Source organism: Vibrio sp. 070316B, assembly GCF_013114115.1.
In the GTDB taxonomy this organism is placed as follows: domain Bacteria; phylum Pseudomonadota; class Gammaproteobacteria; order Enterobacterales; family Vibrionaceae; genus Vibrio; species Vibrio chagasii_B.
Genome location: NZ_VTYC01000014.1, coordinates 59,752 through 84,047 on the forward strand (window position 1 = coordinate 59,752; position 24,296 = coordinate 84,047).

The following is a 24,296-nucleotide window of genomic DNA, read 5'->3' on the forward strand; positions in this document are numbered from 1 at the left end:
AATTTACCGTTAGATTTATCAGGCGTCAAGGTGCAGTATTTAACCATCTTGAAACATAGTTGTTACAAAGTTGGATGAAATCGTGAACGCACAAACTAAAAAACACCCAGTAAAAACCGCTCTTTTTGCTTCAAAAGCACCACTAGAGTGGGCAATCGTTAATAACGGCACTCTATACACGGCTCAGATTCCAATTGATGAAACGGGCGCAGTAGTAGAAGGCGGTATTGAAGCGCAAACGCGTCAGACTTTTAACAACCTTGTTCATACCTTGGAGTGTGCAGGCGAATCGATGGATTCCGTGCTGCAGGTTCTGATTTACGTGACTGACCGTGAATACCTGAAAACGGTAAACAGCGTATACGGAGAATACTTCAACGCACCTTATCCAAATCGTGCAGCAGTCGTTGTTGCAGGGCTAGCTAGAGAAGAGATGTTGGTTGAGTTCGTGGTTTATGCATCGGCGTCTCAACCTGAATAAATGGACTGTGAACTGAGGCAATTTGCCAAACAAAGCTGTTTGTCTATGCAGATCTTTATTGATACAAGCGAATGGTTTTACGTTTAGATACAAAATTAATACTTATTTTCTATATAAATTAACAATTTATTAATTAATCCGATGGTTGCCAGACTCAACCGCAACCTAACGTTACAAGGACAGAATGATGACTCACTTACAGAATGTTCAAGCAGAAAACGCACTTTATATCGGCGGCGAATGGCAAGCGGGTGTAAGCACCGTTGCGAACATTAACCCATCAGACATTTCTGAAAATATTGGCAACTTTGCACAAGCAAGTGCAGAGCAAGTTCAACAAGCGATTTCAGCGGCAAAATACGCTCAACCAGAATGGGAAAAAACACCGATTGAACGCAAGCAAGCCGTGCTTCAAGCCATTGGTGATGAGCTGATTGCCCGTTGTGATGAGTTGGGTACTTTGCTTTCTCGTGAAGAAGGTAAGCCTTTTGCTGAAGGTCGTGGTGAGATTTACCGTGCAGGTCAGTTCTTCCAATACTTTGCGGCTGAAGTGCTTCGCCAAATTGGTGACAACGCAGACTCAGTACGCCCTGGCGTTTCTGTTGAAGTGACTCGTGAGGCGGTAGGCGTTATCGGCATTATCTCTCCTTGGAACTTCCCGACGGCAACCGCTGCTTGGAAAATTGCTCCAGCGCTTGCTTTTGGTAACAGCGTTATCTGGAAACCAGCAAACCTAACACCAGCAAGTGCCGTTGCGCTTACTGAGATCATCCACCGCCAAGGTATCCCAGCAGGTACGTTTAACCTTGTATTGGGTAGCGGTTCAACGGTAGGTGATGCACTGATTAACTCTAAAGAAGTGAACGGTGTGAGCTTTACCGGTTCTGTTGACACGGGTCGTAAAGTGGCAGCGGCTACCGCACCAAACTTCGTTCGTTGCCAACTGGAAATGGGCAGTAAGAACGCGCTGGTTATCGCTGATGATGCAGATATCCAAACCGCAGTTGAAGCAACTATTGCCGGCTCTTTCTCTGGTGCAGGTCAAAAATGTACAGCGTCTTCTCGTCTTGTTGTTATGGATAGCATCCACGACCAGTACGTTGAAGCACTGATTAAACGTATGAGCGAGCTGAAAGTGGGTCACGCATTAGAGGAAGGCGTTTTCATGGGCCCAGTTGTTGACGGAAACCAGCTTGAAGCAAACCTAGGTTGGGTTGAGAAAGCGCGTCAAAGTGGCGGTGAGCTGGCATTCGGCGGCGAACGCTTGAGCATGCAACACGAAGGTTTCTATATGTCTCCAACGTTGTTCTTGAACACTAAGAACGATTGGGAAGTGAACCAAGAGGAAGTATTCGCACCAATGGCAAGCGTGATTCGAGTGGCTGACTTAGATGAAGCGATTGCAACGACTAACGACACTCGCTTTGGCCTAACAGGCGGCATCATCACTCAAAGCCTACGTACTAGCGCACTGTTCAAACAACAAGCTCAAACTGGTTGTGTGATGGTTAACCTACCAACCGCTGGTACCGACTACCACGTACCGTTTGGCGGTCGTAAAGAGTCTAGCTTCGGTCCTCGTGAGCAAGGTCAATACGCGAAAGAGTTCTACACAGTAGTGAAGACGGCTTACCAGCGCCCTTACTAATCTGCTCTCTATATAAGAATTGGATAGCTGAAGATATTAAGTCCCTAGTTATCCAGCTATCGAATTGGCCTGATTCTCAGAGTCAGGTCAACATTCAAACCTAATAAGAAATAACAGTAGATAAGTGATTTAACCCATTTTTGAAAACATGTTACTTGAGCGTGTTTTCAAAACCGAGCTAGAACACTGAGCTTTCAATAGGAGTGGTTATGTACCAGCAACGGATTGTTATAGATGGATTGCAATACTGCAATTGGAACAGAGAATATTTCCAAACACTTAAGGCGAGCGGCATTACAGCAGTTCACGCTACCGCGGTTTACCACGAGACAGCTCGTGAAACCTTATCTCGCTTTGCAGAGTGGAACTTAAGATTCGAGCAGAACGCAGACCTTATCATGCCGATTCACTCAATGGCTGATGTTGAGACTGCAAAAGCGACTGGCAAAGTCGGCATTTTCCTTGGTGCTCAGAACTGTTCTCCAATCGATGATGAGATTGGTCTTATCGAAGTGATGCGTAAGCAGGGGCTTTTGATCATGCAACTGACGTACAACAACCAAAGTTTACTGGCTACAGGTTGTTACGAGAAGAACGATACCGGTATTACTCGCTTTGGTAAGCAAGCCATCGAAGAGATGAACCGAGTGGGCATGATCATCGATATGTCTCACAGTGCCGAGCGCTCAACACTTGAAGCGATTGATTTGTCTTCTCGTCCTATTTGTATCAGCCACGCGAACCCGACGTTTGCTCATGATGCACTTCGTAACAAATCAAACGATGTGATTAAAGCGCTCACTGCACGCGGTGGCTTGATCGGATTCAGCTTATACCCATTCCACCTACCAAACGGCAGCCAATGTACCTTGGAAGACTTCTGTCAGATGGTTGCGACCACTGCTGACATGGTCGGCGTAGAGCACCTCGGTATTGGCAGTGACCTATGCTTAAACCAGCCTCAAGCTGTTCTTGAATGGATGAGAAATGGTCGTTGGTCTAAAGCGATGGACTATGGCGAAGGCTCTGCGAACAACTCAGGTTGGCCTGATGCGTTGCCTTGGTTCTGTGGTAGTTCGGGTATGGAAAATATTTATAACGGATTGATGCGTCATGGTTTTAGCGAGTCTGAAGCTGGACAAGTCTTAGGAGAAAACTGGTTTAACTTTTTGAAAGATGGCCTAGAGCCTCAAAACCAAAGTTAAGCTGCGCTTCTTACTAATAAGCATCTAACGAGCAGTCTGCTAAACACGTTCACTTAGTGAGAACTGCTTCAATCAAATTCACTATTTAAAAGGAACAACGGTCTATTTCGCAACGCGGTAACCCAAACATGGATTAGCCTGCCCAACACAAAAAATAATAGGGCAGGTGTTAAATACACCCTTGTAGTCATCATTTTTATGACAGCTGCAAAGAAACCTCTGGAGTCAGAGTATGTCTGATTTAACCAATAGCGTGAAATCTCCAAGCTTAAATGCGGGTCAAGCACACACAACAAGTAATGCAAAAAGCAACACAAACCAGTCTGAATCTACGTCAGACAAATTAGGGTTATCCAACCCAGCACTTTGGTACAGCGGCGGCTTTATCGCTCTGTTCGTGACACTTGCTTTATTTGACGGCGAGCTACTATCAAGCCTAGTAAACACGGGCTTTGCGTGGTCGGTTAAAGTATTCGGTCCTTACTGGCAAATGCTTCTTCTTCTGACTTTTCTTATTGGTCTTGGCTTGGCGGCAGGGCGAACAGGCAAGGTTATCCTAGGCGGCATCGCGAAACCTGAAATGGATGGTTTCCGTTGGATGGCGATCATCTTCTGTACGCTACTTGCGGGTGGCGGCGTATTTTGGGCTGCAGCAGAACCGATTGCTCACTACGTTAGCCCACCACCATTGTACGGTGTACAAGAAAACGCACAGCAAGGCGCGGTTAATGCGTTATCACAATCTTTCATGCACTGGGGTTTCCTTGCATGGGCAATCGTCGGCAGCTTAACGTCTATCGTGGTTATGCACCTTCACTACGACAAAGGCTTGCCACTTAAACCGCGTATTTTGCTTTACCCAGTATTAGGCGAACGTGCACTGAAAGGTCACACCGGCGCTTTGATTGATGCATGTTGTATTGTCGCTGTAGCGGCGGGCACCATCGGTCCTATCGGCTTCTTGGGCTTGCAAGTGAGCTATGCACTGAATGCACTGTTTGATATCCCTGATGGCTTCACGACGCAGCTGATCATCATCTTATTCGCTATCGTTCTATACACATTATCGGCATTGAGCGGCCTTAACCGTGGAATGCAAATGCTAAGCCGTTACAACGTGATTCTTGCAATGGCATTGATGGTCTACATCCTGATCTTTGGCCCTACAAACTTTATTTTTAACGGCTACATTCAAGGTGTAGGCAGCATGATCGATAACTTCATCCCGATGGCGACATACCGTGGTGACGAGGGGTGGTTGAGCTGGTGGACAGTATTCTTCTGGGGTTGGTTCCTAGGTTACGGCCCAATGATGGCAATCTTTATTGCACGTATCTCTCGCGGTCGTAGTATTTGCCAACTGGTTTCAACCATCAGCTTAGTTGCACCGTTTGTTACTTGTTTCTGGTTCACGATTGTTGGTGGCTCTGGCCTTGCGTTCGAAATCGCAGATCCAGGCAGCGTAAGTAAAGCGTTTGAAGGCTTTAACTTACCAGGTGCTCTGCTAGCGGTAACTCAGCAATTACCAATGCCGATGCTTATCTCTATCTTGTTCCTGATCTTAACCACCATTTTCATCGTAACGACTGGCGACTCAATGACTTACACCATCAGTGTTGTGATCAGTGGTGAGACAGAACCGAATGCAATCATCCGTACTTTCTGGGGCGTGATGATGGGCGTAACGGCGTTGATTCTGATTTCTCTAGGCTCTGGTGGTATTTCCGCGCTGCAATCTTTCATCGTAATCACAGCGGTTCCGGTGTCCTTAATCTTACTGCCATCGCTTTGGAATGCGCCTCAAATCGCAATCAAGATGGCGAAAGAGCAAGGTTTGTAGAAAAGAGTTTGTAGAAAAGCAGAGTTTGTAGAAGAGCAGGAACTGTAAAGAAACTGTAGAGGAAACGCTCTCTAAAAATTAAAGAGAAACAAGGTATCAGCCTTTGAAGTAAGGCTGATACCAGATTCCGAAAGGAAGAGAAAACCCGTACTGGTGAAGATACATCGGACGGCAACTATTTAGGTCAAGAGATCTAGTCAGGACAAATAATAAGGGGCGAGTTCGCTTGCCTCGACAACATCAATAACGATTAAAACGTGAAAGCTAACCAACATACTGTCGCTATACATGCTTCAAAAGACAGCAACGATCGGTTCTGAATGGCTAGCAAAACCCTTATAACTACAAAGGTGGTGAGCAAAATGGATGCACATCGTTCTACCTACACTGAATCAGCACTACGTGACGCAACGGTCGTAATGGCACCGGAAAGACTGGGTGCTATGCACCAAACACGCATCAGCTTCGTAAGAACTCTGATTCGTAAAATGGCGCAACAGCAATGGAAAGTGACTAAACATGAGTGGCAATTAGACCCTCAAGGGTATGGTCATGCTATCTATAAGCTACAGACGCCAAACCATGTTTATCATTTGGTTGTGTTCTGCGATGAGATTGCAGACGACGAACGAAATGACCGTGTAATTGCTGAAAAGTGGGACGTAACATTTGCTTTGGTTCTTGGCGATGTGGATGTCGATCTACTTGAGAGACTTCGTGCGAATGTACCGCTACAAGAAGCAGGTCGTAACCCTAACAATGTGCTTGTTCTGGCGCGCGCCAACAAAAGTGTGCGTGTGTTTGAACACATAGTGAGCCACTTGGCCAAAGGGGTTCAACCAACGCCCAAAGAGTTAGCGGAAGTAGGCTACATCCTGAGAACGACTGCGGTTTATGGTAATGGTAAGTTCGGTATTGCTGACTTCAAAATTTTAGAAAAGAACCCAGATTTCAATCAGTCGTTCAGTGCTCAGATGTGTGCGGTATACATGCTGCGTGAATTTAGTCTCGACTGGGTTCATTACCTAGCAGAGCAACAAGGCGGTGAACAAGCGATTACCTTGCACAGAGGCTTACAACGCTATCTAGGTGTGGGTAATGCTACTGGTTTAGGCATGGCGCCATACCTAATTAACCACCCAAGTATTGTCGACCAATGGATGACAACCCGTGAACATGCATTAGCTGACGTGTTGGCTAATCACACGGATACGGCGTTGATCAAGCCACTACGTACATTAGTTAAAAAAGCGATTTGTCATTTAGAACAAGTCGTTACCATCAATGAAAATCAGCAAGAGCTGAACAAAGCTGCTGTGGATGAGTTGAAACACGCAGAGCAATCGTTAGAAGTGTCTGTCAGCCAATGTGATACATGGGCGCAGTTAGTTGAACAATCTAAGCACATGAGTATGGAAGCCCAAGAAATCCTTATCTCATGCTTGATGGAATTGTACCCAGAATTAGTGGACGCCCATCAGGAGCAGATGAATTGTAGCGAGGCACTGTCACTTCCTAGCGGTAAAAAGATACAAGATCTGTTAGTGATCTTAGAAGAGAAGTACCGCTGGGCAATTACAACGGACTTTACTAAGGCTGAGAACAACTACTGGTTCTGGTATCGCTCTCAAGACAAAGAAGAGCCAAGACTCGGTGTTCGAGGTGAAGAGCTGGGTGAAGAGCGTGAACTGCCGTTAGATATCGGTCGTCAAGCTTATCGTTTGTACCATGCTTTATTGCAGTTTACGCCGGAGCTCTCGCTAGCCGAGTTCTTAGTAAAACAGCCACAGCATCGTGCTATAGCTCGTCGCGTATGGACACTGGGCAACAAAGCGATGGGGGACATTCAAATGAATGTGCTTCATAAAGAGTCGCTGCCGATGCATCTGTTACGTTGCAAACTGGCTATGTTTGGTGCAACTAAGTTTGATCCTCGCTCAGATCGTTGGGTTCGCGTAACCTTCTTCCAAGGCGCACCGCTGCTTGACGAAATTCATCAAGACGAGTGGGTGTTCCCAGTCTTACCAAGTGAAGCGGAGCTTGCTAGCTCACATAACGTTCCTACACATATCAATGCTCAACATGGAGGTAAATCGCTATGATCGTTTCTCACAATGAATTGGTCGCGGCCGTCAACAAAGCCTTTTTAGGGATGCGCCGTACATGTGGTGAAGCCGATGTGATAGCGAACATGGTGGCTGATTTACAAATGGTAGGCTTGGATGGTGTGCGTCATTTTAATAATGCGAGCAACTTTATAGGTCTAGAGGACGACTGCCCAGTTGATATTCAAGTGACAAGTGATCACACGGTTGAAGTCGACCTGCATAAGGCAAGTTTAGCGTGCCACCTTCCTGTGGTAATGGATTACGCGATTGAAAAAATGGTCGGTAAGAAGACGTTGAAAATTGAGCTCAACAACTGTCATAACCGCTGGCTAGCCTACAGCGAGCTTGTGAAACTGGCCGCGAAAGGTATTGCGTGCACTGCACGTTGGGACAACGGCTCTAACCCTAAGAGCACTTTGTATGTCCTTAACCGTGGTTGCGTTGCTCCAGAACTGTTTTTATCAGATTTGCCTCTGACATCGGACGAACATATCCATAATATGACCATCGAACTTTCCGTCCAGGATTTCGATATCGAACGCTTGTCAGATGGCTACCAAACACATGTCACGTCTGAGTCATTATTTAAAACACAAGAAAACGCGTGGCGTGATGGCATTGAGGTCAACGACGCAGAGTGGGCGACATTAAAAGAAACGGCCACCGCGATTCTGGTTGAAAATAGCCAGCGTTCAATTCAAGGGGCAGGAGAGTTAGTCGCCTCATAGTTGATTGAATTTACCGCAACAGAAACATCAGATAACACCAAAAGAGCTTAACGTATCCTCACCTCGTTAAGCTCTTTTTATTTTCCTGTTTGTCTATTTACTGATCCCTTGATAAAGCCTCAAAAACGCGCCGTTTTGACACAGGTTGTAACGATACGAACACTCCTTGAGCAATCAAATGAAGCACCTTCACATTCATGCTAAACAAACGGTTTCATTTACGAGTTACTATGCGTATCTTGCTACCTATGTGTGCCATAGGGCGCTACTTTTATTCGTACCGATGACATTAGAATCAGATAAAAAGGAATGAAGCGTGCAAGCTAAGTTTATAGATGGAACCACCCTGTATCGTCAGCACTATTTTGAACTACCACTCGATTATCAAGCGAAAGATGGGCAGCAGATTCAAGTATTCGCTCGTGAAGTTGTCGATCTAGCAAAAGACAGCCAAGAACTCCCGTGGCTTATCTACTTTCAGGGTGGCCCAGGCTTTCCTTCTCCGCGTGTGAGTGGAGAATCAGGTTGGATGAAACGTGCCTTACAAAACTACCGCGTTCTGCTTCTTGATCAGCGTGGCACTGGCAATAGCACGGTAATCAGCCATGAAACCTTGGCGCATCTTTCTCCAGAGCAACAAGCTGAATATCTTACGCACTTCAGGGCCGACAACATTGTTCGTGATGCTGAAGCGATTCGTGAGCAATTTGGTGTTAAGCAGTGGTCGACGATTGGCCAGAGCTTTGGTGGCTTTTGCACTCTAAGCTACTTATCACTGTTCCCGAAAAGCTTGCAACGCTGCTATGTGACGGGCGGTATTCCGTCTATTGAACGTGAAGCTGACGATGTATACCGTGCGACCTATAAGCGTGTTGAAGATAAAAACAGAGCCTTCTTTGCTCAATTCCCTCAAGCACAAGCCATGTGTCGTGAGATCTCTGATTATCTGCTTAACAATGAAGTGAAGTTACCAAACGGTCAGGTATTTACTGTTGAACAGTTCCAATTGATTGGCATTAACCTAGGTGCTGGCGAAGCAAACCTTCCTATGTACTTCACATTAGAGAGTGCGTTTGTTGAAGCAAATGGTAAAAAGCAGCTGAGCTACAGCTTCCTAAATCAAATGCAACAAGAGCAGGGTTATCTAACCAACCCAATCTATGCCATTTTGCATGAATCGATTTATTGCCAAGGTACAGCATCAAATTGGTCGGCTCATCGAGTTCGCGAGCAGTATCCACACTTTAATTACCAATCGGGAAGTGAGTTCTGGTTTACTGGAGAAATGGTCTACCCATGGATGTTTGACCAATTAGAGACACTGAAGCCACTGCGTGAAGCGGCGAATATCTTAGCTGAGAAGTCGGACTGGGGCACTTTGTACAATGCAGCGCAACTTAGCAAGAATACCGTGCCTATGGCGTGCGCAGTTTATGCCGACGACATGTACGTTGAGCTGGATTACAGCCGTGAAACATTGGCGAACATTCCAAACTCAAAAGCGTGGATCACTAATGAGTATGAGCATAACGGCTTACGAGCAGACGGTGAAAGAATTGTAGACAAGCTGATGACGATGGTTGAAGCATTAGAGAATTTGCTAAAGTAATCAAGCTATCACAGTTAGAAATAAGAGACGTTAAAAATTAGAAACGCTAGAAAAAGAAAACGCTGCATCCGTGCAGCGTTTTTGTTAGGTCATCGAACTATTCGATTTAAGGAACTAGGAGGGGTAGCTCAATAAGCCATTAAGGTTGGATGACGATATCTTGATGTTCTGTTGTGGTTAAGCAGGCGCGATTTTGTTCGATAAGTTGAGCCGCGTAAGATGGAGTCACAGCTTGAATCTCGCCTTTCGAACGAATGGTCAGTGCTTCCCAAGCTTGATCACGATATTTGCCTGTTTGTGTGTATTCAATAAGTACTCTCATGATTCTTCCATCCGCTGTGTGGTTAACGTGCTACTAACATTAGCGCCATTATTGTCGTTACACACCTGTTAAAAATGGAACATAAGATTAACTAAATGAGAATGGCCGCAACTTGAAAATTTCGACAAATTGCACTTATCAGTGTTCGAGCTTATTACTCTAAATAGCTGGTCGTCGGGGGATAGAGAGCGTAGAGAATGGGCTGCGATACGGGAAATTGAAGCATAAAAAAACGCTGCACAAGGCAGCGTTTTTTCAGAATTTACTTGGACGACAGATTAGCTGTTTTCCAAGCCAACAATTTTACGCGCAGACATTACTGCACTGTCTAAATCGGTCAATCTACCAGCACTTGCTGGACCAAGAACGGATGAATACAAAGCCAACTGCTTCTCAAATGATAGATCTAGATGGTTATATAGATTTTGGCGGATTTGAGCGTGTTGTTGTGGTTTCGCGCTCGATAGACCTTCCAACGTATCGTAGATGAGTGTAGTTGTATCCATATCAGTCCTTAGTAACTCATTATAAAATTTTGCGTATTATGCACTCGGTGTCATCTTTGTTCTGCGAGATTGATCGCATTATGTGCAAGTCTGCTTAATTGTGTAATCAGTTAGTTATAATTGTGTTGTAGTAGCAAGGGCATTTAAAGCGCAAAAGAAAAGGAGACACTTAGGTCTCCTTTGGTCGTTTGCAATTCACTTTCTAAGTGATAGGTCCGCTAGCGGATGTTGATGTTGTTATCTCTGCGGTCATACATGTCAGGTGTGGTATGTAATCCACCCGCGTAACCCGCTGCCTCTAGGGTTTCTCTCACTTCACGAACATGTTCTGCGGTGACTGGTTCATCTCTGTCACCGAGATGTAATCGGACGAAAGTGATCAGCTCTGCTAGCCTTTGATCCGATAAGACATCTTCAAAGCTCGCCATTGGCATGAAGTTTCTGTCTTTGTCGAGATACGTAGGTTGTAAGCCCCTTACCGTTACCGCAATGGTGTTGAATGGGTCACTGTGCATGATGATGCCGTTATTCAGCAGAGTAGGGGCAATAGGGTCTCGCCCTTTACCATCGTCACCATGACACGCACCACAGGTTTGGCGATAAGTCGTGTAGATCTCGGCAGCGTATGACTCTTCATCAAACCCTTTCGGCTGCAACTGTACGGCATCGCTACTAATGGTGTTGTTGGTATCACCGCTCAACAAGTAGTAGGACATCGACTCGATATCTTCACGTGTCATCAAGCTCAGGCTATTTTTCACTACGTCAGCCATACCAGCGAAAGCCGTGCCTTTGTCTGAGTGACCGGTGTGTAGGAAGTCGGTGAGTGTTTTCTCATCCCAGCCGTCGATATAAAGCTCGTTTGCGGTAATATCGGGCGCATTCCAGCCATCGATTAAGTTACCCTGGAAAATGCGCTCAGGTATTAGAGCTTGTGCAATATTTCGTGGTGTGTGGCACTCGGAGCAGTGACCAAGCCCTGCAACCCAATATTTACCTTGCTGCCACTTCTCAACGTTGTCGACTTTGTCTTTGATCTCCTCTGGTACTTGATAATCGACCGGATCGGTATCCATAAACACGATATTCCAACCAAGCAGACCTAGGCGAATGTTCGATGGAAACATCATGCTGTTGTCGTCATTGCGTCTTGGTACCGCGGTGATGGATTGCATGTACTCCCACAAATCGACCATGTCTTGATCGGTGAGGTATTGATAAGAGGTGTAGGGCATAGCTGGATACAAGTAGCCATCTTTACCTTTGCCATCAACCAACGCGGCTCTGAAGTCGTCGAAATCATAGGTTCCGATACCTTCGGTAGTGTGAGGAGTTATGTTGGTTGAATACACGGTACCGAATGGAGTAACAAACGGCAGGCCACCAGCAAAGGGTTCGCCACCTTCGGCACTGTGACAAGCCACGCAGTCACCGGCATGCGCCAAGTACTCTCCGCGCTCAACTGACTCTGAGTTCAAGCTTTCAACCCTCTGTTGTTCAGCTTCTCCTGCATGTCGGATGTAGGCGCCTAGAGCCAGTATCTCGTTTTCGGTAAGTTGGTTATCAAACGCTGGCATCAGGTTGTTCAAGCCATAGTTAATCGTATGTTGAATCTCTTCAATGCTGCCCCCGTGTAACCATTTGTCATCGGATAGAGCAGGAATGCCAAGCTCAGGATTGGCAACCGTGCCATCGGCGTGACAAGACGAACAATATTGGACGAACAAGCTTTTACCCAGTTCGACTTTAACCTCAGGTACATCAGTGTGGCGCTGATTCAATGACGCTAGGTAGTAAGAGACTTTTGCCACCTCATCTGGACGCATGATTTCACTCCAACCCGGCATGGCACCGTTTCGCCCTTTGGCAATCGAGTGAATAATGGCTTCATCACTGCCACCATACAACCACTCTTGGTCGATCAAGTTAGGGAAGTGCTTTTGCCCTTGAGCGTTGTCTCGATGACAAGCGGCACAATGGGTCTGGAACAGAATTCTACCGCTGTTTACGATAGCTGGAACAGCTGCGAGGCCTTCTAATGTGGTTTCGCTTGTTTGTGCAAACTGCTCATCTAACGTTGTGCTAGGGGAGCTAAGCTTGTCGTCGCTTTGTTGCCAATCGACTAAGCCTTCCCACTCACCAAGCCCAGGGTAGAGGACCAAATAGCCAGCAGACAGCAAGAAGGCGACAGCATAGCTGATGAACAGCAACTTGGGTGGCGGCGCGTCTTTCTCTTCAATACCATCAAAGGTGCCAATGGTGTGGTCGTGGTCCGCCTTGTGATTGCTACGCCAATATTTAACGACAACCGATACCATTAGAACAAAGAATATTAAGGTTAATATTACCGCCCATAGATTCCAGAATGTATTCATTGTGATACCTCCTGTGACGTATCTTTACCAAGGCTTTGTAGATAACGAATCAGCGCTTCGCCTTTGGTTTTTCCTCTTACTTGCAGTCTGGCATCGCCAATTTCTTGATCGGTATAAGGCACACCTAACGTACGTAAAACTTCCATCTTGTCGCCGATATCATCCCCGGTGAGCGTTTGTTCAAACAGCCAAGGGTATGATGGCATGATAGAAGTAGGCACGACTTGTCGAGGGTTGATTAGGTGTATCACGTGCCATTGGTCAGAATACTTTCTTGCTAAATTGGTTAGGTCAGGTCCAGTACGTTTAGATCCCCACAAGTTAGGAAACTCATAGATATCGTCTGCTTCTTGGTTTGGACGTCCGTTACGTTTTATTTCTGGATCAAGAGGACGCACCATCTGCGTATGACATACGTGACAGCCTTCGCTGATGTAAATGTCACGTCCTGCTAGTTCTATGGCAGTCAGTGGAACGGCTAAGCTGTTTTTCGCGATATCGTCACTGCGAACAATATTAGGCACAACCCAAACTACCAACGAAAAGGAGGCGACGGCTACGGTGGTCAAAATTAATATGACGACTGAGTGTGTAAAGTCCTTGCTCATCTTAAGCCTCCTTCGTTACGGTGTGTTTCGCTTCTGGTGTGTTAGGCATTCGTACCGTTTTGTACAGGTTCAGTGCCATTAAGAACAAACCAAGCACAAATAGGGCACCGCCAAAGAAGCGTAGGAATAGCCACGGAGCTTTGAAATTCATAGCTTCAACGAAGCTATAGACAAGCTCACCGTTTTCATTTTGAGTGAGCCACATGAAGCCCTCACCAACACCCGCCACCCAAAGGGCGATAGCGTAGATAGCAACACCAGCGTGTGCCAACCAGAAGTGCCATTTAATAAGCCGTGGTGACCAGAGTTCGGTTTTTCCCCATAAGCGTGGAATGAAGTAGTAGAAGACTGCTATCCCCGACATACCCACCCAGCCAAGTGCGCCGGAGTGCACGTGACCGATGATCCATTCGGTATTGTGCGCCACCATGTTGAACCAGCGAATCGCGAGCAGTGGGCCTTCGAATGTCGCTAAACAGTAGTAGAGGATTGCCGAAAAGAAGAATAGGAGAATGTAGTCGGACTTAAGTTTCTCTTTGTTTTGCAGCAGAGTCATCGCGCTGTTAAATGCCCCCGCCCACGATGGCAACCAGAGGATCAGTGACATCACGATACCAATGTTTTGTACCCATACCGGAACGGAAGAGTAGACGAGGTGGTGAGTACCCGCCCAAGTGTAGAAGCCAACTAAGCCCCAGAAGTGAATCACGGACAATCGGTACGAGTAGATAGGGCGGTCAGCCGCTTTGGGTATGAAGTAGTAGTTCATACCGATGACGCCAGCCGTCAGCAAGAAACCGACGGCGTTATGTCCCCACCACCATTGTACGATGGCGTCTTGAGCTCCGGCGAAGACCGAATAAGACTTCATGGCAGAAACGGGCATCGCAAGATTGTTTACGATGAAGATCATTGCAATCACAATGATGAACGCAGCGAAGAACCAATTCGCTACGAAAATATGGTCGACTTTTCGTTTAGCAATAGTGCCAAAGAACAACACAGCGTAGAGCACCCAAACCAACACGATAAGTAGGTCGATAGGCCATTCTAGCTCTGCGTACTCTTTTGATGTGGTGTAGCCAGCTGGCAGCGATATGAGCGCCAATAGCAAGATAAGCTGCCAACCCCAAAACACCATCCATGACAGGCTTTTGTTGAACAGTTCACAATGTCCCGTTCTCTGGGCAATGTACAGTGATGTACCCATCAGGATATTAACGACGAACCCGTATATCACACCGGATGTATGTAGTGGACGCAGTCGACCAAACTGAAAGTACTGAGAGTCAAAGTTTAGTACCGGCCAATACAATTGCGCGGCGAGAATCACGCCGATAATCATACCTAGAATGGCCCAGATTAAGGAGGCAATAATAAAGTACTTCACGACCTTAATACTGTACTGGGTTGTCACTTGTTCCATAACAAGGCTCCTTGCCTAAAGTTTCAATGGCTGACTTATTTTTAATCTGTGGATGATCTTCAATCGCTAGATGTGGTTGAATCGCTACCGACCATTGAATAGAAATACGAAATATCTCGTATATCTTGATCTGAAAGCGTGTCGGCCTGTTGTTGCATTAGAACCGCCAAACCACTCGTTCTTTCTCTCGTTTGATAATCTTTGAGTGAAGAGATGAGATACCCCATTTTTTGACCTCGAAGATTAGGGTAGGGATCTTGTGTTGAAATGCCGTCAACGCCATGGCAAGTCATGCATACTTTTGCTTTTTGCTTACCTAACTCAAATTGTTCTTGATTAACTTCAGCAGAAACAGGAAACATGACCAGCGTCATTACTAGGGCAGTAAGTGCCACCGTGGGGTTAAATGCTTTTTTATTAAAACTCATTATCGATTCCCTTGATTATGAAGTGAGTAACCATGTTGAGGTTTATTTACAGTGACGAAGGTGCATAAGCACACCATGAAACGAATAAAATAGACTCTTTAAATGACTTACGTTCGATTAAAGGTTATGCATTGACGACGCTTCTCGCTACTTTGAAACTCATCTTTCTTGTCAATTTTATTGGTCACTACGTATTCATGGAGGGAATTGGATTACTCATAGGGCACAAAGTTACTTTTTTATTGATAGGTGACTCACCCAAGCTCCAGCCTAGGTGAAGCTTTACAAAGCGATGGTTTTGAAAGAAATAAAACTGTTGTTAGTAAATCAAATGAATAATCTGAACTAGACTCAACTTAGTGACCTTTTTAAATGGAGATTAAAATGAGAACGACAATTCTTTTTTTCCTTTCATTGTGCTCATTTTCTATATTGGCTTCCTCAAATTTGACTGTGTTCGATCAAATAGGGAAAAAGCATGAAATGACTCGAGAACAGTTGTTGCTATTACCTCAGACTGAAATAAAAACCGTCCTTCCATGGGCTGAAGGGGAGTCGGTTTATAGTGGTGTGACTTTGCAGGCTATCATAGAAACCATGGACTTATCGCTATCTCCCCTCGTTACCATTGTTGCTTTGAACGATTATAAAGTGGCGGTACCCAAAGAAGATTTTGATGACTATCAGCCGATTATTGCCATTAAACAAAATGGTGAATTTATGTCTGTGAGAGATAAGGGACCGTACTGGCTGATTTACCCGTTGTCGTCACAGCCTGATATCAATAACACTGATTTCCATGCGAAGATGATTTGGCAGATACGAGATATTCACTTGTAGAGGGTCACCATGAAGAAATTGTTTCCCCTATCTGCTGTCAAAGTGGTTGTAATATTTTTGGCGGTGATGGTTCTAAGCGTGAATATCTACAGTGTTACGCGCATTAACGATATCAACAAAAGTTTTTCGAATCGGCAAAACGAAGCAACCTGGTTTGTTTTTCAACTGGTAAAGGAATACGCGAATTTCTTGATGGTGAGCCGTTCGGATAATCTCAATTACGACGATTTGTGGTTAGCCTATGATATTACGTGGAGCCGCTTTGATATTCTGATCAACAGTACCGAATCTTCTAATTTCATTAAATCTGCCAACTTCAAACCTTATTTCACCGGAGAGTTTGAGAAATTTAAGTCGCTAGAATCTTCCATAAAGTTGGTTAGTCAAGGTGCACTGCCCAAGGCGTCACTACAGAAGAAAATCGATATTTGCTATGACTCGTTAGTCGATTTTATTAATGAAAAGTTCCGCCTGCAAAGCCCTGTGATTGAAGAGAAAAGCATAATGGTTGATAGGTTAGTTATCATGCATCAAGCCAGTAGTGTGTTTCTCGCGCTGATATTAATCGTAACAGGAGTGATCTTTTATGCCGACTTCTCAATTAAGAGGAGACTTCACTCCACAGACTTTATTACGGGTTTTCAAAATCGAGTCTCTTTGATGAACTTTGTGAAGAATAACTACCCGAGAGACAATAATTTTGACCTTTATTTTGTGCGTATCAGAAACCTGAGTGAAATTAACCAGAAATATGGCCTTGAATATGGCGATTTGGTGGTGAGCTCTGCTGCTAAATCTTTAACGACTAAAATTCCTGAATGCGCCATTTCGTTTCGTAGTAGTGGCAGTCAGTTCTTATTCTTCATTCCTGAACACATCTATTCCAGTGATGAGATACAAGAACAGTTTAATGACGTTTTGAGCGATTACATTTCAGCTGGTAACTTAGAGTTGATGATAGATGCTGTTGTGAGGCACAAGAAGAATATCAGCTCCAAAGATATGATGGAGTTGTTAACCACAATGCAAGGTTAGGTTGAGAGTTTTTGCTTAGCCTTTTCTTGTTGCTTCATTTGCCCCCTCTAGTTTCCTTTGCAGCACGCACTTAACGGCTTTAGGACTCATCTGTCCTCGTGACTATACACGCCTGTCTAACTCACAACAGACGCTATTGAAAGCAACATGAATCCCTGATTTGTAAGAACCGTGTCGGAACAAGGTTAGAGATAAAGCTAAATTTCTTTATCTTAGGTCTCCAGATAGAGCGGCTGTAAAGTCAGAAGCCCTATTTTCTCTTTCTGGTTTTACTAATTGCTTTTTTGGTTGAGTGCCACGATACGATCTCCATTGATCTCGTTAAGCATCGAACATTGCTCTAGGAAGGTATTCGGCTTGTGGTCGCGGATGAACTCGATAAACTCAGTGTAAGTGAGTGGCTGGCTAAACAGATAGCCTTGTATCAGGTCACAGTTGGTTTTGCGCAGGTACTGGTACTGCTCTATACATTCAACGCCTTCTCCGACCACCAAGGTGTTACAGGAATGTCCCAAATTAACCATTGATTCCACCATTTTACGGTCCGCTTTGTCATCGACGATATGATCGATAAAACTCTTATCAATTTTAAGTTCGTCGACAGGGTAATGAAGCAACTGATTAAACGCTGTGTAACCTGTGCCAAAATCATCGAGTGACACTTTTAGCCCCAGGCTTCGAATGCTCTCAATTGTCTGCACCGTCAGTTTGGTGCTTTTCACATAACTGGTCTCAGTGATCTCAATGATGATATTGCCTGGTGGCACTTTAAAACGTTCTATTACCTTGCGAATGTTGTCTGCGAAATTACGGTTATAGAGCTCCATCGCCGAGATATTGATAGATAAGGTACCTTTGTATTTATGGATATCGGAAAGCTCTTTGTAGCTTTTAATCGCCATTCCTATTACCCACATATCGATTTTCGATATCAAGTTGCTTTTTTCTGCGACTGTTACAAATTCGTCTGGTCCAGCTTTGATATCAGCGAGAGCAGGACAACGAATAAGACATTCAGCACCATCGATTTCTAATGTCTTTGCATTAAATATGGGCATAAAGCGTAGCTCAAAGTTATCGCTCTCACAGCACTCTAAAAGCCTTTTCTCGATAATATCGTGTCTTTTTAAGGAATGGATGAGCTCTTCGCCATAAACGATGCGACTATCTCCGTCACTGTGAGCCTTGGCATTTAGCAACATTGCATCGATACAACGGTGCCAGATCTCTTCAAATTTAGGGGTGTCAACCGGGAGCACACCCGTGGCGATAGTTAAACGAAAGCCATAGTAATCAAGGAAGGTTGTGCCGGTTAAGGCGTTATTGATGTTCTCGACCTCTTCGTTTATCGATTGGTGTTCAGCCATTTCTAGTATGGCGATGAATTGATTGCCTCCCAGCCTTGCCAATGAATAATCACTGCAACTAAAGCCAAAGGAAGATTGTTGATTTTGTAACGTTTCTCTAAGTGCTTTCGCCAAGCTAATTAGCACGTTATCACCGACTTTTGCGCCGTATAGGTCGTTAATCTTCCTAAAGTCCATGATGTCCCAGCAAACTAAGTAGCAGCGTGTACTCATCGAGCTTTTTAGGCGCACATCAAGATGTCGAATGAATGAGCGGCGGTTAGCCAACTTAGTTAGTTGGTCAAATTCAGCTTCAAATTTCAGTTCTGTCAGTGAGTCGATATATGCATTCTTTAGCCCGTCAATCTCGCTTTGTCCTGATGAACGCTTAAAGTATCTGAGTTTGAGCCCTCCAATCGATATTTCGTGGAGAAGGTCTTTGAGCGGACGCACCAATTGGTAACGCACTACCAAATGAACAATGAGCATGATAAAAGACAAAGTCGCTAGGAATCCTAAGAAGGTGTGTTGAGCGATCATGGCTTTTTCCATGTTAAATTTCTGTTCTCGAATGTTGACTTGAGCAAGGAAGTGACGACTGTTCATTTGAACGTTAATACTGTCTTTATTCTGTTCAAATGACTTTATAATAAACTGAGTGTTTTCAATGTTTTCTGCTTCATTTGATGGTTCAATCAAAAGTTGCATGTTGTCGTCGTCATTATAGCTAATGAGCAAGTTTGAGAGCTGCTTTAGCGGACCGTCTGCAATTAAGATGTATCGGTTTGAGCTTGTGTTGGCTCGTTTATCTTGAGGAACTAGGTAAGGGTCGATGGCGGCTACATAGGCATATCTTAATCCACCATTAACCGATATGTATGAAAAGCCCTCTTGGGATAGTTCAGTTTGGTTGATCAATGAGGTGTAAATGTCGAAGACCCGTTCGTAGATACTGTCCGGTATCTTTAAGTCTTCAAAAGGGTCAACTCGTAATGTCGATAGTGTGAGTTTAAATTTTGGATCAATGATGTAAATGTTGCGTTGACCGAACTGATTAACATGGCTTTGATTGAGAACTCGCAATACTCTTTTTTCTAAAAGAGATAGGGTTGTATAGTCAGTAGGGTTTTGAATGTAACGCAAGAATTGTAACGATGAACTGATATCTTTGACGAGCAAAGATAGCCCCAATTGCTCATATTCAGCCGCAACCAGCGCGGTATTAACATCGGACTGCACTTCGTCTAAGTACATGTGCTTGGTGTGGTTTGAGGCGAAGTTGTAGGTAATGAATCCCGAGACTGCGAATATGAGTAGCAGTGCTGGGATAAGTACAAAATACAGTTTCTTCAATACAGGCATTTCTTATCTCAAACTATCAACAATACGATTACGAATTTGAAGGCTATTCGGTTCAAGGGGCTGATACAGATAGCTGCGTTCTAGCACTTCTTGGCTAGGGAAAAGCTCTGGGTCGTTTTGATACTCTTGAGAGGTCAAAGCCTTAGCTTTTGAGTTTGGTGTGGCGAACCAGGAGTCCATTGCGTTTTGTGCTGCAATTTCGGGTTGTGACAAAAAGGAGAGTATCGTTGATGCTTGTTCTGATAGTTCTCCGTTGTTAATCGCTGCGATGCACTCCAACCAAAGGGTTGTGCCTTCTTGAGGAACGATATAGGCCCATGATGCTTCGGGATCGACCTCATTCAATATGTAACTGTCTCCAGAATACCCGTAAGCCAAGTCTATATTGGCCAGTCTTTCTGGCTGGTGGATATAGTCGACGACGTATTCATTACTCTCAAGGTGGGGCTTTTGAGTTTGCAAAGTTTTGTAGGCAACTCTCAGCTCCTGCTCATTGTTTGTGAATGGTTCGAATTGGTTGAGTAGAAGTGCAGCACTCACTAGATCTGTTGGCTCGTAATACATACTAATTCGGCCACTGTTTTCGGTTTCAGGATCCAATATGGCTTTCCATGAATTAGGAGTGTCGACTTTATCGCTACGGTACAATATGCCCGATGTTCCCCAAGCATAAGGGATGCCATAGTCGCCGCATCCATCAACCCATCGAGAGTCAAAGTTGTTTGCAAGAGATTGCTGCATGCCACTGAGGTTGTGAAATAGGTTTTGCTCAGCCAACGCTTTGAGCTTCATACTCTCGATCACAACCAATTCAAAGGCACCGCGGCGTTCGCTCAATAGGACTTCATCACGAATCGATTCGTCTGAAAAGTATTGCTGTTTTAATGCAATGCCATAGGTGTCGTTCAATTTTTCAATGACGCTCTCGGATAAAAACTCATCCCAATTGTAGAGATAAATTTCATGTTGTTGACCAAATACTAACCCAGGCGAAAAGGATGCGGACACGAGAACTGAAACATAAAATGCCTTCACTGACGGATTCCTTTCTCTTCTTTGTTTAACTAGATCCTAGCGCAAAATTTGAGACCTGCTTCAAATTTACGCCTCTAATTTTACTTAAACATTATGCTGCGCACGCAATTGCCTAGGTTTTACTTGAAGTAAAACCATCAGCATGGTGTTAGTTAGCGCTATCCCAATCGCTAGGTTTGCGATATGGAGCGACGGTGAGAAGCGATAAAACAAAGCGCTGAAAAAGGAGGAGACGCTCCTGAGCAAGCTTAATGGGTCCATTCTTCTAAATCATGTTGTTGTTCGATAACTCATTATTTATCATTGGCTTATTCTATCGGTCACCCCTTGAGAAATTTTGCCTAATGACTTGTGGCACAAGGAGTTTGTGCTTATTGTGGTCGAACGTTGTCATTCATTTCAATCGTCGGAGACATTGTGGATTTAGAAATATATCAAGTCGATTCATTCACTAGCCAAGCTTTTAAAGGCAATCCTGCGGGTGTCTGTATTTCTCAACACGTGTTGGATGAAGCATTAATGCTTTCTATTGCGGATGAGATGGCGGTTCCAGAAACGGCTTTCCTTGCGCTAGAATCTATGACTCTCAAGTGGTTCACGCCGGAAGTAGAAGTTCAGCTGTGCGGGCACGGCACTTTGGCGACGGTTCATGTGATGAAAGAAAAAGGACTAGTAAAAGCCAGTGACAGGATCGTATTTCAGACCTTATCTGGTGATTTAACTGCCACAGTTTGTGACTCGTCCATCGAGTTAGATTTCCCAGGTACTCAATTATCAAGTGTAGAGGTTGATACTAGGCTGTTGGAACATCTAGGTATTGAGAACAGTCAAGTGTTGTCATACATGGAGTTCGACTCTAAAACGTTTATCGAGGTGACCAATGAGCAGGTTGTTTTAGACCTAACCCCCAACTTTGATGCCCTCAAGAAGATGAAGGGTAGAGGTGTTGTGGTGACCGCGCTTTCATCCAATATTGAGCTTGATTTTATCTCCCGCTATTTCGCGCCTTGGGTTGGCACGAATGAAGACCCAGTAACTGGCTCGGCGCACTGTGCTCTCACGCAATACTGGTCTGAGAAACTGAACAAGTATTGTTTTAATGCATACCAAGCTTCTCGTCGTGGAGGCTATATTTCGACAGAACTTCTGGCTAATGGACGCATAAAGTTGATTGGCTCTGCGAAAACCGTGATCAGTGGGCGCTTGAAGGTTTAGATATCACTTAGGAACGAATATCACATAGGCCGCTAAAACGAGTCAGTAATTCAAAAAATAATCGTGTAGCCCATTTTTTTAGGTTACAAATGGAGGGTTCATACGAGCGCTACTGGCTATTGAGTTGCCTGATGAATCGTAGCGAGGTCGTTAAAACCTAAGTTATTGTTGAAGGAATCACTGTGTCTGCTTTTTATCTATCTCAAGTTTTAGTCGCCATTGCGATTTGCTTTGATCTTCTGTCGTTTCAGTTTAAAGAGCGTAAGAAGATTGTAACTTGCCTGTTTTTTGCCGGTGTACTGATTTCAAGTCACTTTATTCTTTTGGAGCAGTGGACTGCGGCATGCTTGATGATTATTGCCACTATCCGTTATTTAACGAGTGTGTTTTCCACATCACCTAAATTCAAATATCTGTTTTGCTCTCTGTCTGTGGTTGCCACTGCCTTTACCTTCTCAGGGTTAACTAGCGTATTGAGTTGCTGTGCATCAATGTTTCAAACATTTGCTGCTTTTAACAAGGATGACCGTCGACTTCGAGAGCTAATGATCATCGGCACCAGTTTTTGGCTTGTTCATAATTACTTAGTTGGCTCTCCAACAGCGGTTGTTATGGAAGCCTTATTTATTGTCAGTAACTTGCTTGGCTATTACCGTTTTTATTTCAGGAAGAACGTAGCTGCTTAGTGTGTCGTGTCATTAACACCTCACAACCTTTGAGCGGCTAAAAAACAAGGAAATGCTATGTCAAATATCTACACGGATATCCCTTCGTCGATACCTAATGAAATATTTAATGACTTGATAGCGAATGACAACATTCGGATAGAGAGGATACTTTCACATGGGCACAGTTCTCCTGAGGAGGGGTGGTACGATCAAGAGGAGCATGAATGGGTTCTGGTGCTCGAGGGGCAAGGCGTTATCGAATTTGCTGATGGTCGTATTGTTACTTTGTCTAAAGGGGACTACCTCAATATTCCCGCCGGTGAAAAGCACAAGGTTCAGGGGACCGACAAAGACTCTGTTACGATATGGCTCGCGGTGTTTTATCGTTAGTTTTGGGATAGAGGTGAAAGAGCGTATGTGGCTAAAATTTCAGGTTTTTCATCAGAGAATGTCGGTACAGAGACAAAACGAAGAGTGGCTACTTTATCGAGAGTCGGAAACTTCAATACGAGCTCGAGTTTATGATGTGATTATCCCTTCTGATTTAGCAGAGGAAGAGTTAGCGCGTTATTTAGCGGATATTTATCATGAGTTTGCTTCAGAAAAATACCCATCAGTGACACGTATTCTTTAATGTGGCTAGTGAGTGTCCCATTGCAACTATGTATCAACTGATGCCTGTTTGTAGAGTAACAAATCCAATAGTTAGAATCTGAAAGCAACCAAAGGAAGAGAGTGTGGTTAGAATTCGAAATTATCAAGAAAGTGATGCCAAAGCGCTATGGGAGATCTTTTTTTACACGGTTCGCAACGTGAACATACGAGATTATTCTCAAGAGCAAGTCGAGGCTTGGGCACCAAGTGGTTTTGACTTTGCGTTGTGGCAAAAGCGTATGGACGGGTTAAAACCATTTGTCGCTGAGTTAGATGGTCATATTGTTGGCTATACTGACTTACAGCCGAGTGGTTTAGTCGACCATTTTTTTTGCCATCACCAACATCAGGGGCGAGGTGTGGGCCGAGCGTTGATGGAGCATGTGTTCACGATTGGGCAAATTCGTGGGGTATCAAGATACTTCTCAGAGGTAAGTATCACTGCGAGGCCATTTTATGAGCGTATGGGTTTTAAAGTAGTGAGTGATCAGCAAGTCGATATGCGTGGAGTAACGCTTACGAATTTCGTGATGGAAAAGGTTATCGATAAGTAGGTTTATGTTAAGAGCGAAGATTGTGAAGAGGAACAGGCCTAAAAGGAGTATTAAACCTTTTTAAGGATAAATTTTGCTGATCTACTGATATTGTCGATGAGTTCAAATTGTGTATTAGCCAATTTGTCTAATCTTAAAGATTGTATGAATACAAGGAGTGTTGTTCATGAGTCACGTGAGTAGATTAAAAATATATACATTAGTGTCGATTTTTTCTTTTGCAATCGGAGTGTTAGCCTTGCAATCCGGGGTCTCTGGGTTGTTTCCGCTCTTCGTCGTGGTTATTTCATTTTTTTCTTTTGT

General features: G+C 44.4%; 21 protein-coding genes and 1 pseudogene. 14 read left to right on the top strand and 8 right to left on the bottom strand.

Going from position 1 to position 24,296, the window contains the following annotated elements; genetic code table 11:
* Window positions 1-82: 82 nt before the first annotated feature.
* The 7 genes and pseudogenes from F0251_RS12495 to F0251_RS12525 all read left to right on the top strand — a co-directional run bounded on the left by F0251_RS12495 (window position 83) and on the right by F0251_RS12525 (window position 9,619).
* A complete protein-coding gene (locus F0251_RS12495) occupies window positions 83-481 on the top strand; it encodes a RidA family protein (RefSeq protein WP_004741170.1) in 399 nt (132 codons plus the stop codon).
* A gap of 187 nt (window positions 482-668) precedes the next feature.
* Complete coding sequence (locus F0251_RS12500) at window positions 669-2,129, top strand: aldehyde dehydrogenase family protein (RefSeq protein ID WP_171731110.1); 1,461 nt, start codon at window positions 669-671, stop codon at window positions 2,127-2,129.
* Window positions 2,130-2,338: 209 nt separating this feature from the next.
* Complete coding sequence (locus F0251_RS12505) at window positions 2,339-3,334, top strand: membrane dipeptidase (RefSeq protein WP_171731081.1); 996 nt, start codon at window positions 2,339-2,341, stop codon at window positions 3,332-3,334.
* Between the two features lie 232 nt (window positions 3,335-3,566).
* Window positions 3,567-5,174 (top strand): BCCT family transporter, encoded by a 1,608-nt coding sequence (locus F0251_RS12510; protein WP_171731082.1) that lies wholly within the window; start codon window positions 3,567-3,569, stop codon window positions 5,172-5,174.
* Window positions 5,175-5,462: 288 nt separating this feature from the next.
* Window positions 5,463-7,276, top strand: a pseudogene (locus tag F0251_RS12515) (hypothetical protein).
* The gene (locus F0251_RS12520; protein ID WP_171731084.1) at window positions 7,273-8,010 is read left to right on the top strand and encodes a DUF3726 domain-containing protein; all 738 of its coding nucleotides are present in this window, start codon (window positions 7,273-7,275) and stop codon (window positions 8,008-8,010) included. Before F0251_RS12515 ends, F0251_RS12520 begins: the two are co-directional and overlap by 4 nt.
* A 316-nt stretch (window positions 8,011-8,326) precedes the next feature.
* Window positions 8,327-9,619: an alpha/beta fold hydrolase gene (locus tag F0251_RS12525; RefSeq protein ID WP_171731085.1), complete on the top strand. Its 1,293-nt coding sequence runs from the start codon at window positions 8,327-8,329 to the stop codon at window positions 9,617-9,619.
* 139 nt (window positions 9,620-9,758) lie between these two features.
* Here F0251_RS12525 and F0251_RS12530 read toward each other — a convergent pair whose 3' ends face one another.
* The 6 genes from F0251_RS12530 to F0251_RS12555 form a co-directional block, all read right to left on the bottom strand.
* Window positions 9,759-9,941 (bottom strand): hypothetical protein, encoded by a 183-nt coding sequence (locus tag F0251_RS12530; RefSeq protein ID WP_004741177.1) that lies wholly within the window; start codon window positions 9,939-9,941, stop codon window positions 9,759-9,761.
* A 278-nt stretch (window positions 9,942-10,219) separates the two neighbouring features.
* Window positions 10,220-10,447 carry a PAS factor family protein gene (locus F0251_RS12535; protein ID WP_061031074.1) on the bottom strand — a complete coding sequence of 76 codons (228 nt, stop codon included), beginning with the start codon at window positions 10,445-10,447 and terminating at the stop codon, window positions 10,220-10,222.
* 218 nt (window positions 10,448-10,665) lie between these two features.
* Window positions 10,666-12,822 carry a cytochrome c gene (locus tag F0251_RS12540; protein WP_171731086.1) on the bottom strand — a complete coding sequence of 719 codons (2,157 nt, stop codon included), beginning with the start codon at window positions 12,820-12,822 and terminating at the stop codon, window positions 10,666-10,668.
* The gene (locus F0251_RS12545) at window positions 12,819-13,430 is read right to left on the bottom strand and encodes a cbb3-type cytochrome c oxidase subunit II (protein WP_116870761.1); all 612 of its coding nucleotides are present in this window, start codon (window positions 13,428-13,430) and stop codon (window positions 12,819-12,821) included. Before F0251_RS12545 ends, F0251_RS12540 begins: the two co-directional genes overlap by 4 nt.
* Before the next feature lies 1 nt (window position 13,431).
* Window positions 13,432-14,856 (bottom strand): cytochrome-c oxidase, cbb3-type subunit I, encoded by a 1,425-nt coding sequence (ccoN, locus tag F0251_RS12550; RefSeq protein WP_171731087.1) that lies wholly within the window; start codon window positions 14,854-14,856, stop codon window positions 13,432-13,434.
* A 59-nt stretch (window positions 14,857-14,915) separates the two neighbouring features.
* Window positions 14,916-15,284, bottom strand: coding sequence for a cytochrome c (locus tag F0251_RS12555; RefSeq protein WP_105058099.1), 369 nt, complete (start codon window positions 15,282-15,284; stop codon window positions 14,916-14,918).
* Window positions 15,285-15,668: 384 nt separating this feature from the next.
* Here F0251_RS12555 and F0251_RS12560 point away from each other — a divergent pair, with 384 nt between their 5' ends.
* Both F0251_RS12560 and F0251_RS12565 read left to right on the top strand, forming a co-directional pair.
* A complete protein-coding gene (locus F0251_RS12560) occupies window positions 15,669-16,124 on the top strand; it encodes a hypothetical protein (RefSeq protein ID WP_061031069.1) in 456 nt (151 codons plus the stop codon).
* 9 nt (window positions 16,125-16,133) lie between these two features.
* A complete protein-coding gene (locus F0251_RS12565; protein WP_061031068.1) occupies window positions 16,134-17,159 on the top strand; it encodes a diguanylate cyclase in 1,026 nt (341 codons plus the stop codon).
* A 272-nt stretch (window positions 17,160-17,431) separates the two neighbouring features.
* Here F0251_RS12565 and F0251_RS12570 read toward each other — a convergent pair whose 3' ends face one another.
* Both F0251_RS12570 and F0251_RS12575 read right to left on the bottom strand, forming a co-directional pair.
* Window positions 17,432-19,867: a bifunctional diguanylate cyclase/phosphodiesterase gene (locus tag F0251_RS12570; RefSeq protein WP_061031067.1), complete on the bottom strand. Its 2,436-nt coding sequence runs from the start codon at window positions 19,865-19,867 to the stop codon at window positions 17,432-17,434.
* 3 nt (window positions 19,868-19,870) lie between these two features.
* Window positions 19,871-20,902, bottom strand: coding sequence for a PotD/PotF family extracellular solute-binding protein (locus F0251_RS12575; RefSeq protein WP_061031066.1), 1,032 nt, complete (start codon window positions 20,900-20,902; stop codon window positions 19,871-19,873).
* Between the two features lie 417 nt (window positions 20,903-21,319).
* Between F0251_RS12575 and F0251_RS12580 the strand changes: the two genes are divergently transcribed.
* From F0251_RS12580 to F0251_RS12600, 5 genes are all read left to right on the top strand, one after another.
* Complete coding sequence (locus F0251_RS12580; protein WP_061031065.1) at window positions 21,320-22,117, top strand: PhzF family phenazine biosynthesis protein; 798 nt, start codon at window positions 21,320-21,322, stop codon at window positions 22,115-22,117.
* A gap of 182 nt (window positions 22,118-22,299) precedes the next feature.
* Complete coding sequence (locus F0251_RS12585; protein WP_105058101.1) at window positions 22,300-22,803, top strand: YgjV family protein; 504 nt, start codon at window positions 22,300-22,302, stop codon at window positions 22,801-22,803.
* Window positions 22,804-22,860: 57 nt separating this feature from the next.
* Window positions 22,861-23,175, top strand: coding sequence for a cupin domain-containing protein (locus F0251_RS12590; RefSeq protein WP_061031063.1), 315 nt, complete (start codon window positions 22,861-22,863; stop codon window positions 23,173-23,175).
* A 25-nt stretch (window positions 23,176-23,200) separates the two neighbouring features.
* Window positions 23,201-23,419 (top strand): hypothetical protein, encoded by a 219-nt coding sequence (locus F0251_RS12595; protein ID WP_061031062.1) that lies wholly within the window; start codon window positions 23,201-23,203, stop codon window positions 23,417-23,419.
* Window positions 23,420-23,522: 103 nt separating this feature from the next.
* Window positions 23,523-23,993, top strand: coding sequence for a GNAT family N-acetyltransferase (locus F0251_RS12600; RefSeq protein WP_061031061.1), 471 nt, complete (start codon window positions 23,523-23,525; stop codon window positions 23,991-23,993).
* Window positions 23,994-24,296: the final 303 nt, after the last annotated feature.

Excerpts from the sequence above, each read along its gene's own strand:
- ccoN (WP_171731087.1), bottom strand. The coding sequence starts at position 14,856 with ATGGAACAAGTGACAACCCAGTACAGTATTAAGGTCGTGAAGTACTTT.
- F0251_RS12530 (WP_004741177.1), bottom strand. The coding sequence starts at position 9,941 with ATGAGAGTACTTATTGAATACACACAAACAGGCAAATATCGTGATCAA.
- F0251_RS12510 (WP_171731082.1), top strand. The coding sequence starts at position 3,567 with ATGTCTGATTTAACCAATAGCGTGAAATCTCCAAGCTTAAATGCGGGT.
- F0251_RS12565 (WP_061031068.1), top strand. The coding sequence starts at position 16,134 with ATGAAGAAATTGTTTCCCCTATCTGCTGTCAAAGTGGTTGTAATATTT.
- F0251_RS12555 (WP_105058099.1), bottom strand. The coding sequence starts at position 15,284 with ATGAGTTTTAATAAAAAAGCATTTAACCCCACGGTGGCACTTACTGCC.
- F0251_RS12505 (WP_171731081.1), top strand. The coding sequence starts at position 2,339 with ATGTACCAGCAACGGATTGTTATAGATGGATTGCAATACTGCAATTGG.
- F0251_RS12535 (WP_061031074.1), bottom strand. The coding sequence starts at position 10,447 with ATGGATACAACTACACTCATCTACGATACGTTGGAAGGTCTATCGAGC.
- F0251_RS12540 (WP_171731086.1), bottom strand. The coding sequence starts at position 12,822 with ATGAATACATTCTGGAATCTATGGGCGGTAATATTAACCTTAATATTC.
- F0251_RS12500 (WP_171731110.1), top strand. The coding sequence starts at position 669 with ATGACTCACTTACAGAATGTTCAAGCAGAAAACGCACTTTATATCGGC.
- F0251_RS12545 (WP_116870761.1), bottom strand. The coding sequence starts at position 13,430 with ATGAGCAAGGACTTTACACACTCAGTCGTCATATTAATTTTGACCACC.
- F0251_RS12560 (WP_061031069.1), top strand. The coding sequence starts at position 15,669 with ATGAGAACGACAATTCTTTTTTTCCTTTCATTGTGCTCATTTTCTATA.
- F0251_RS12595 (WP_061031062.1), top strand. The coding sequence starts at position 23,201 with ATGTGGCTAAAATTTCAGGTTTTTCATCAGAGAATGTCGGTACAGAGA.
- F0251_RS12520 (WP_171731084.1), top strand. The coding sequence starts at position 7,273 with ATGATCGTTTCTCACAATGAATTGGTCGCGGCCGTCAACAAAGCCTTT.
- F0251_RS12590 (WP_061031063.1), top strand. The coding sequence starts at position 22,861 with ATGTCAAATATCTACACGGATATCCCTTCGTCGATACCTAATGAAATA.
- F0251_RS12570 (WP_061031067.1), bottom strand. The coding sequence starts at position 19,867 with ATGCCTGTATTGAAGAAACTGTATTTTGTACTTATCCCAGCACTGCTA.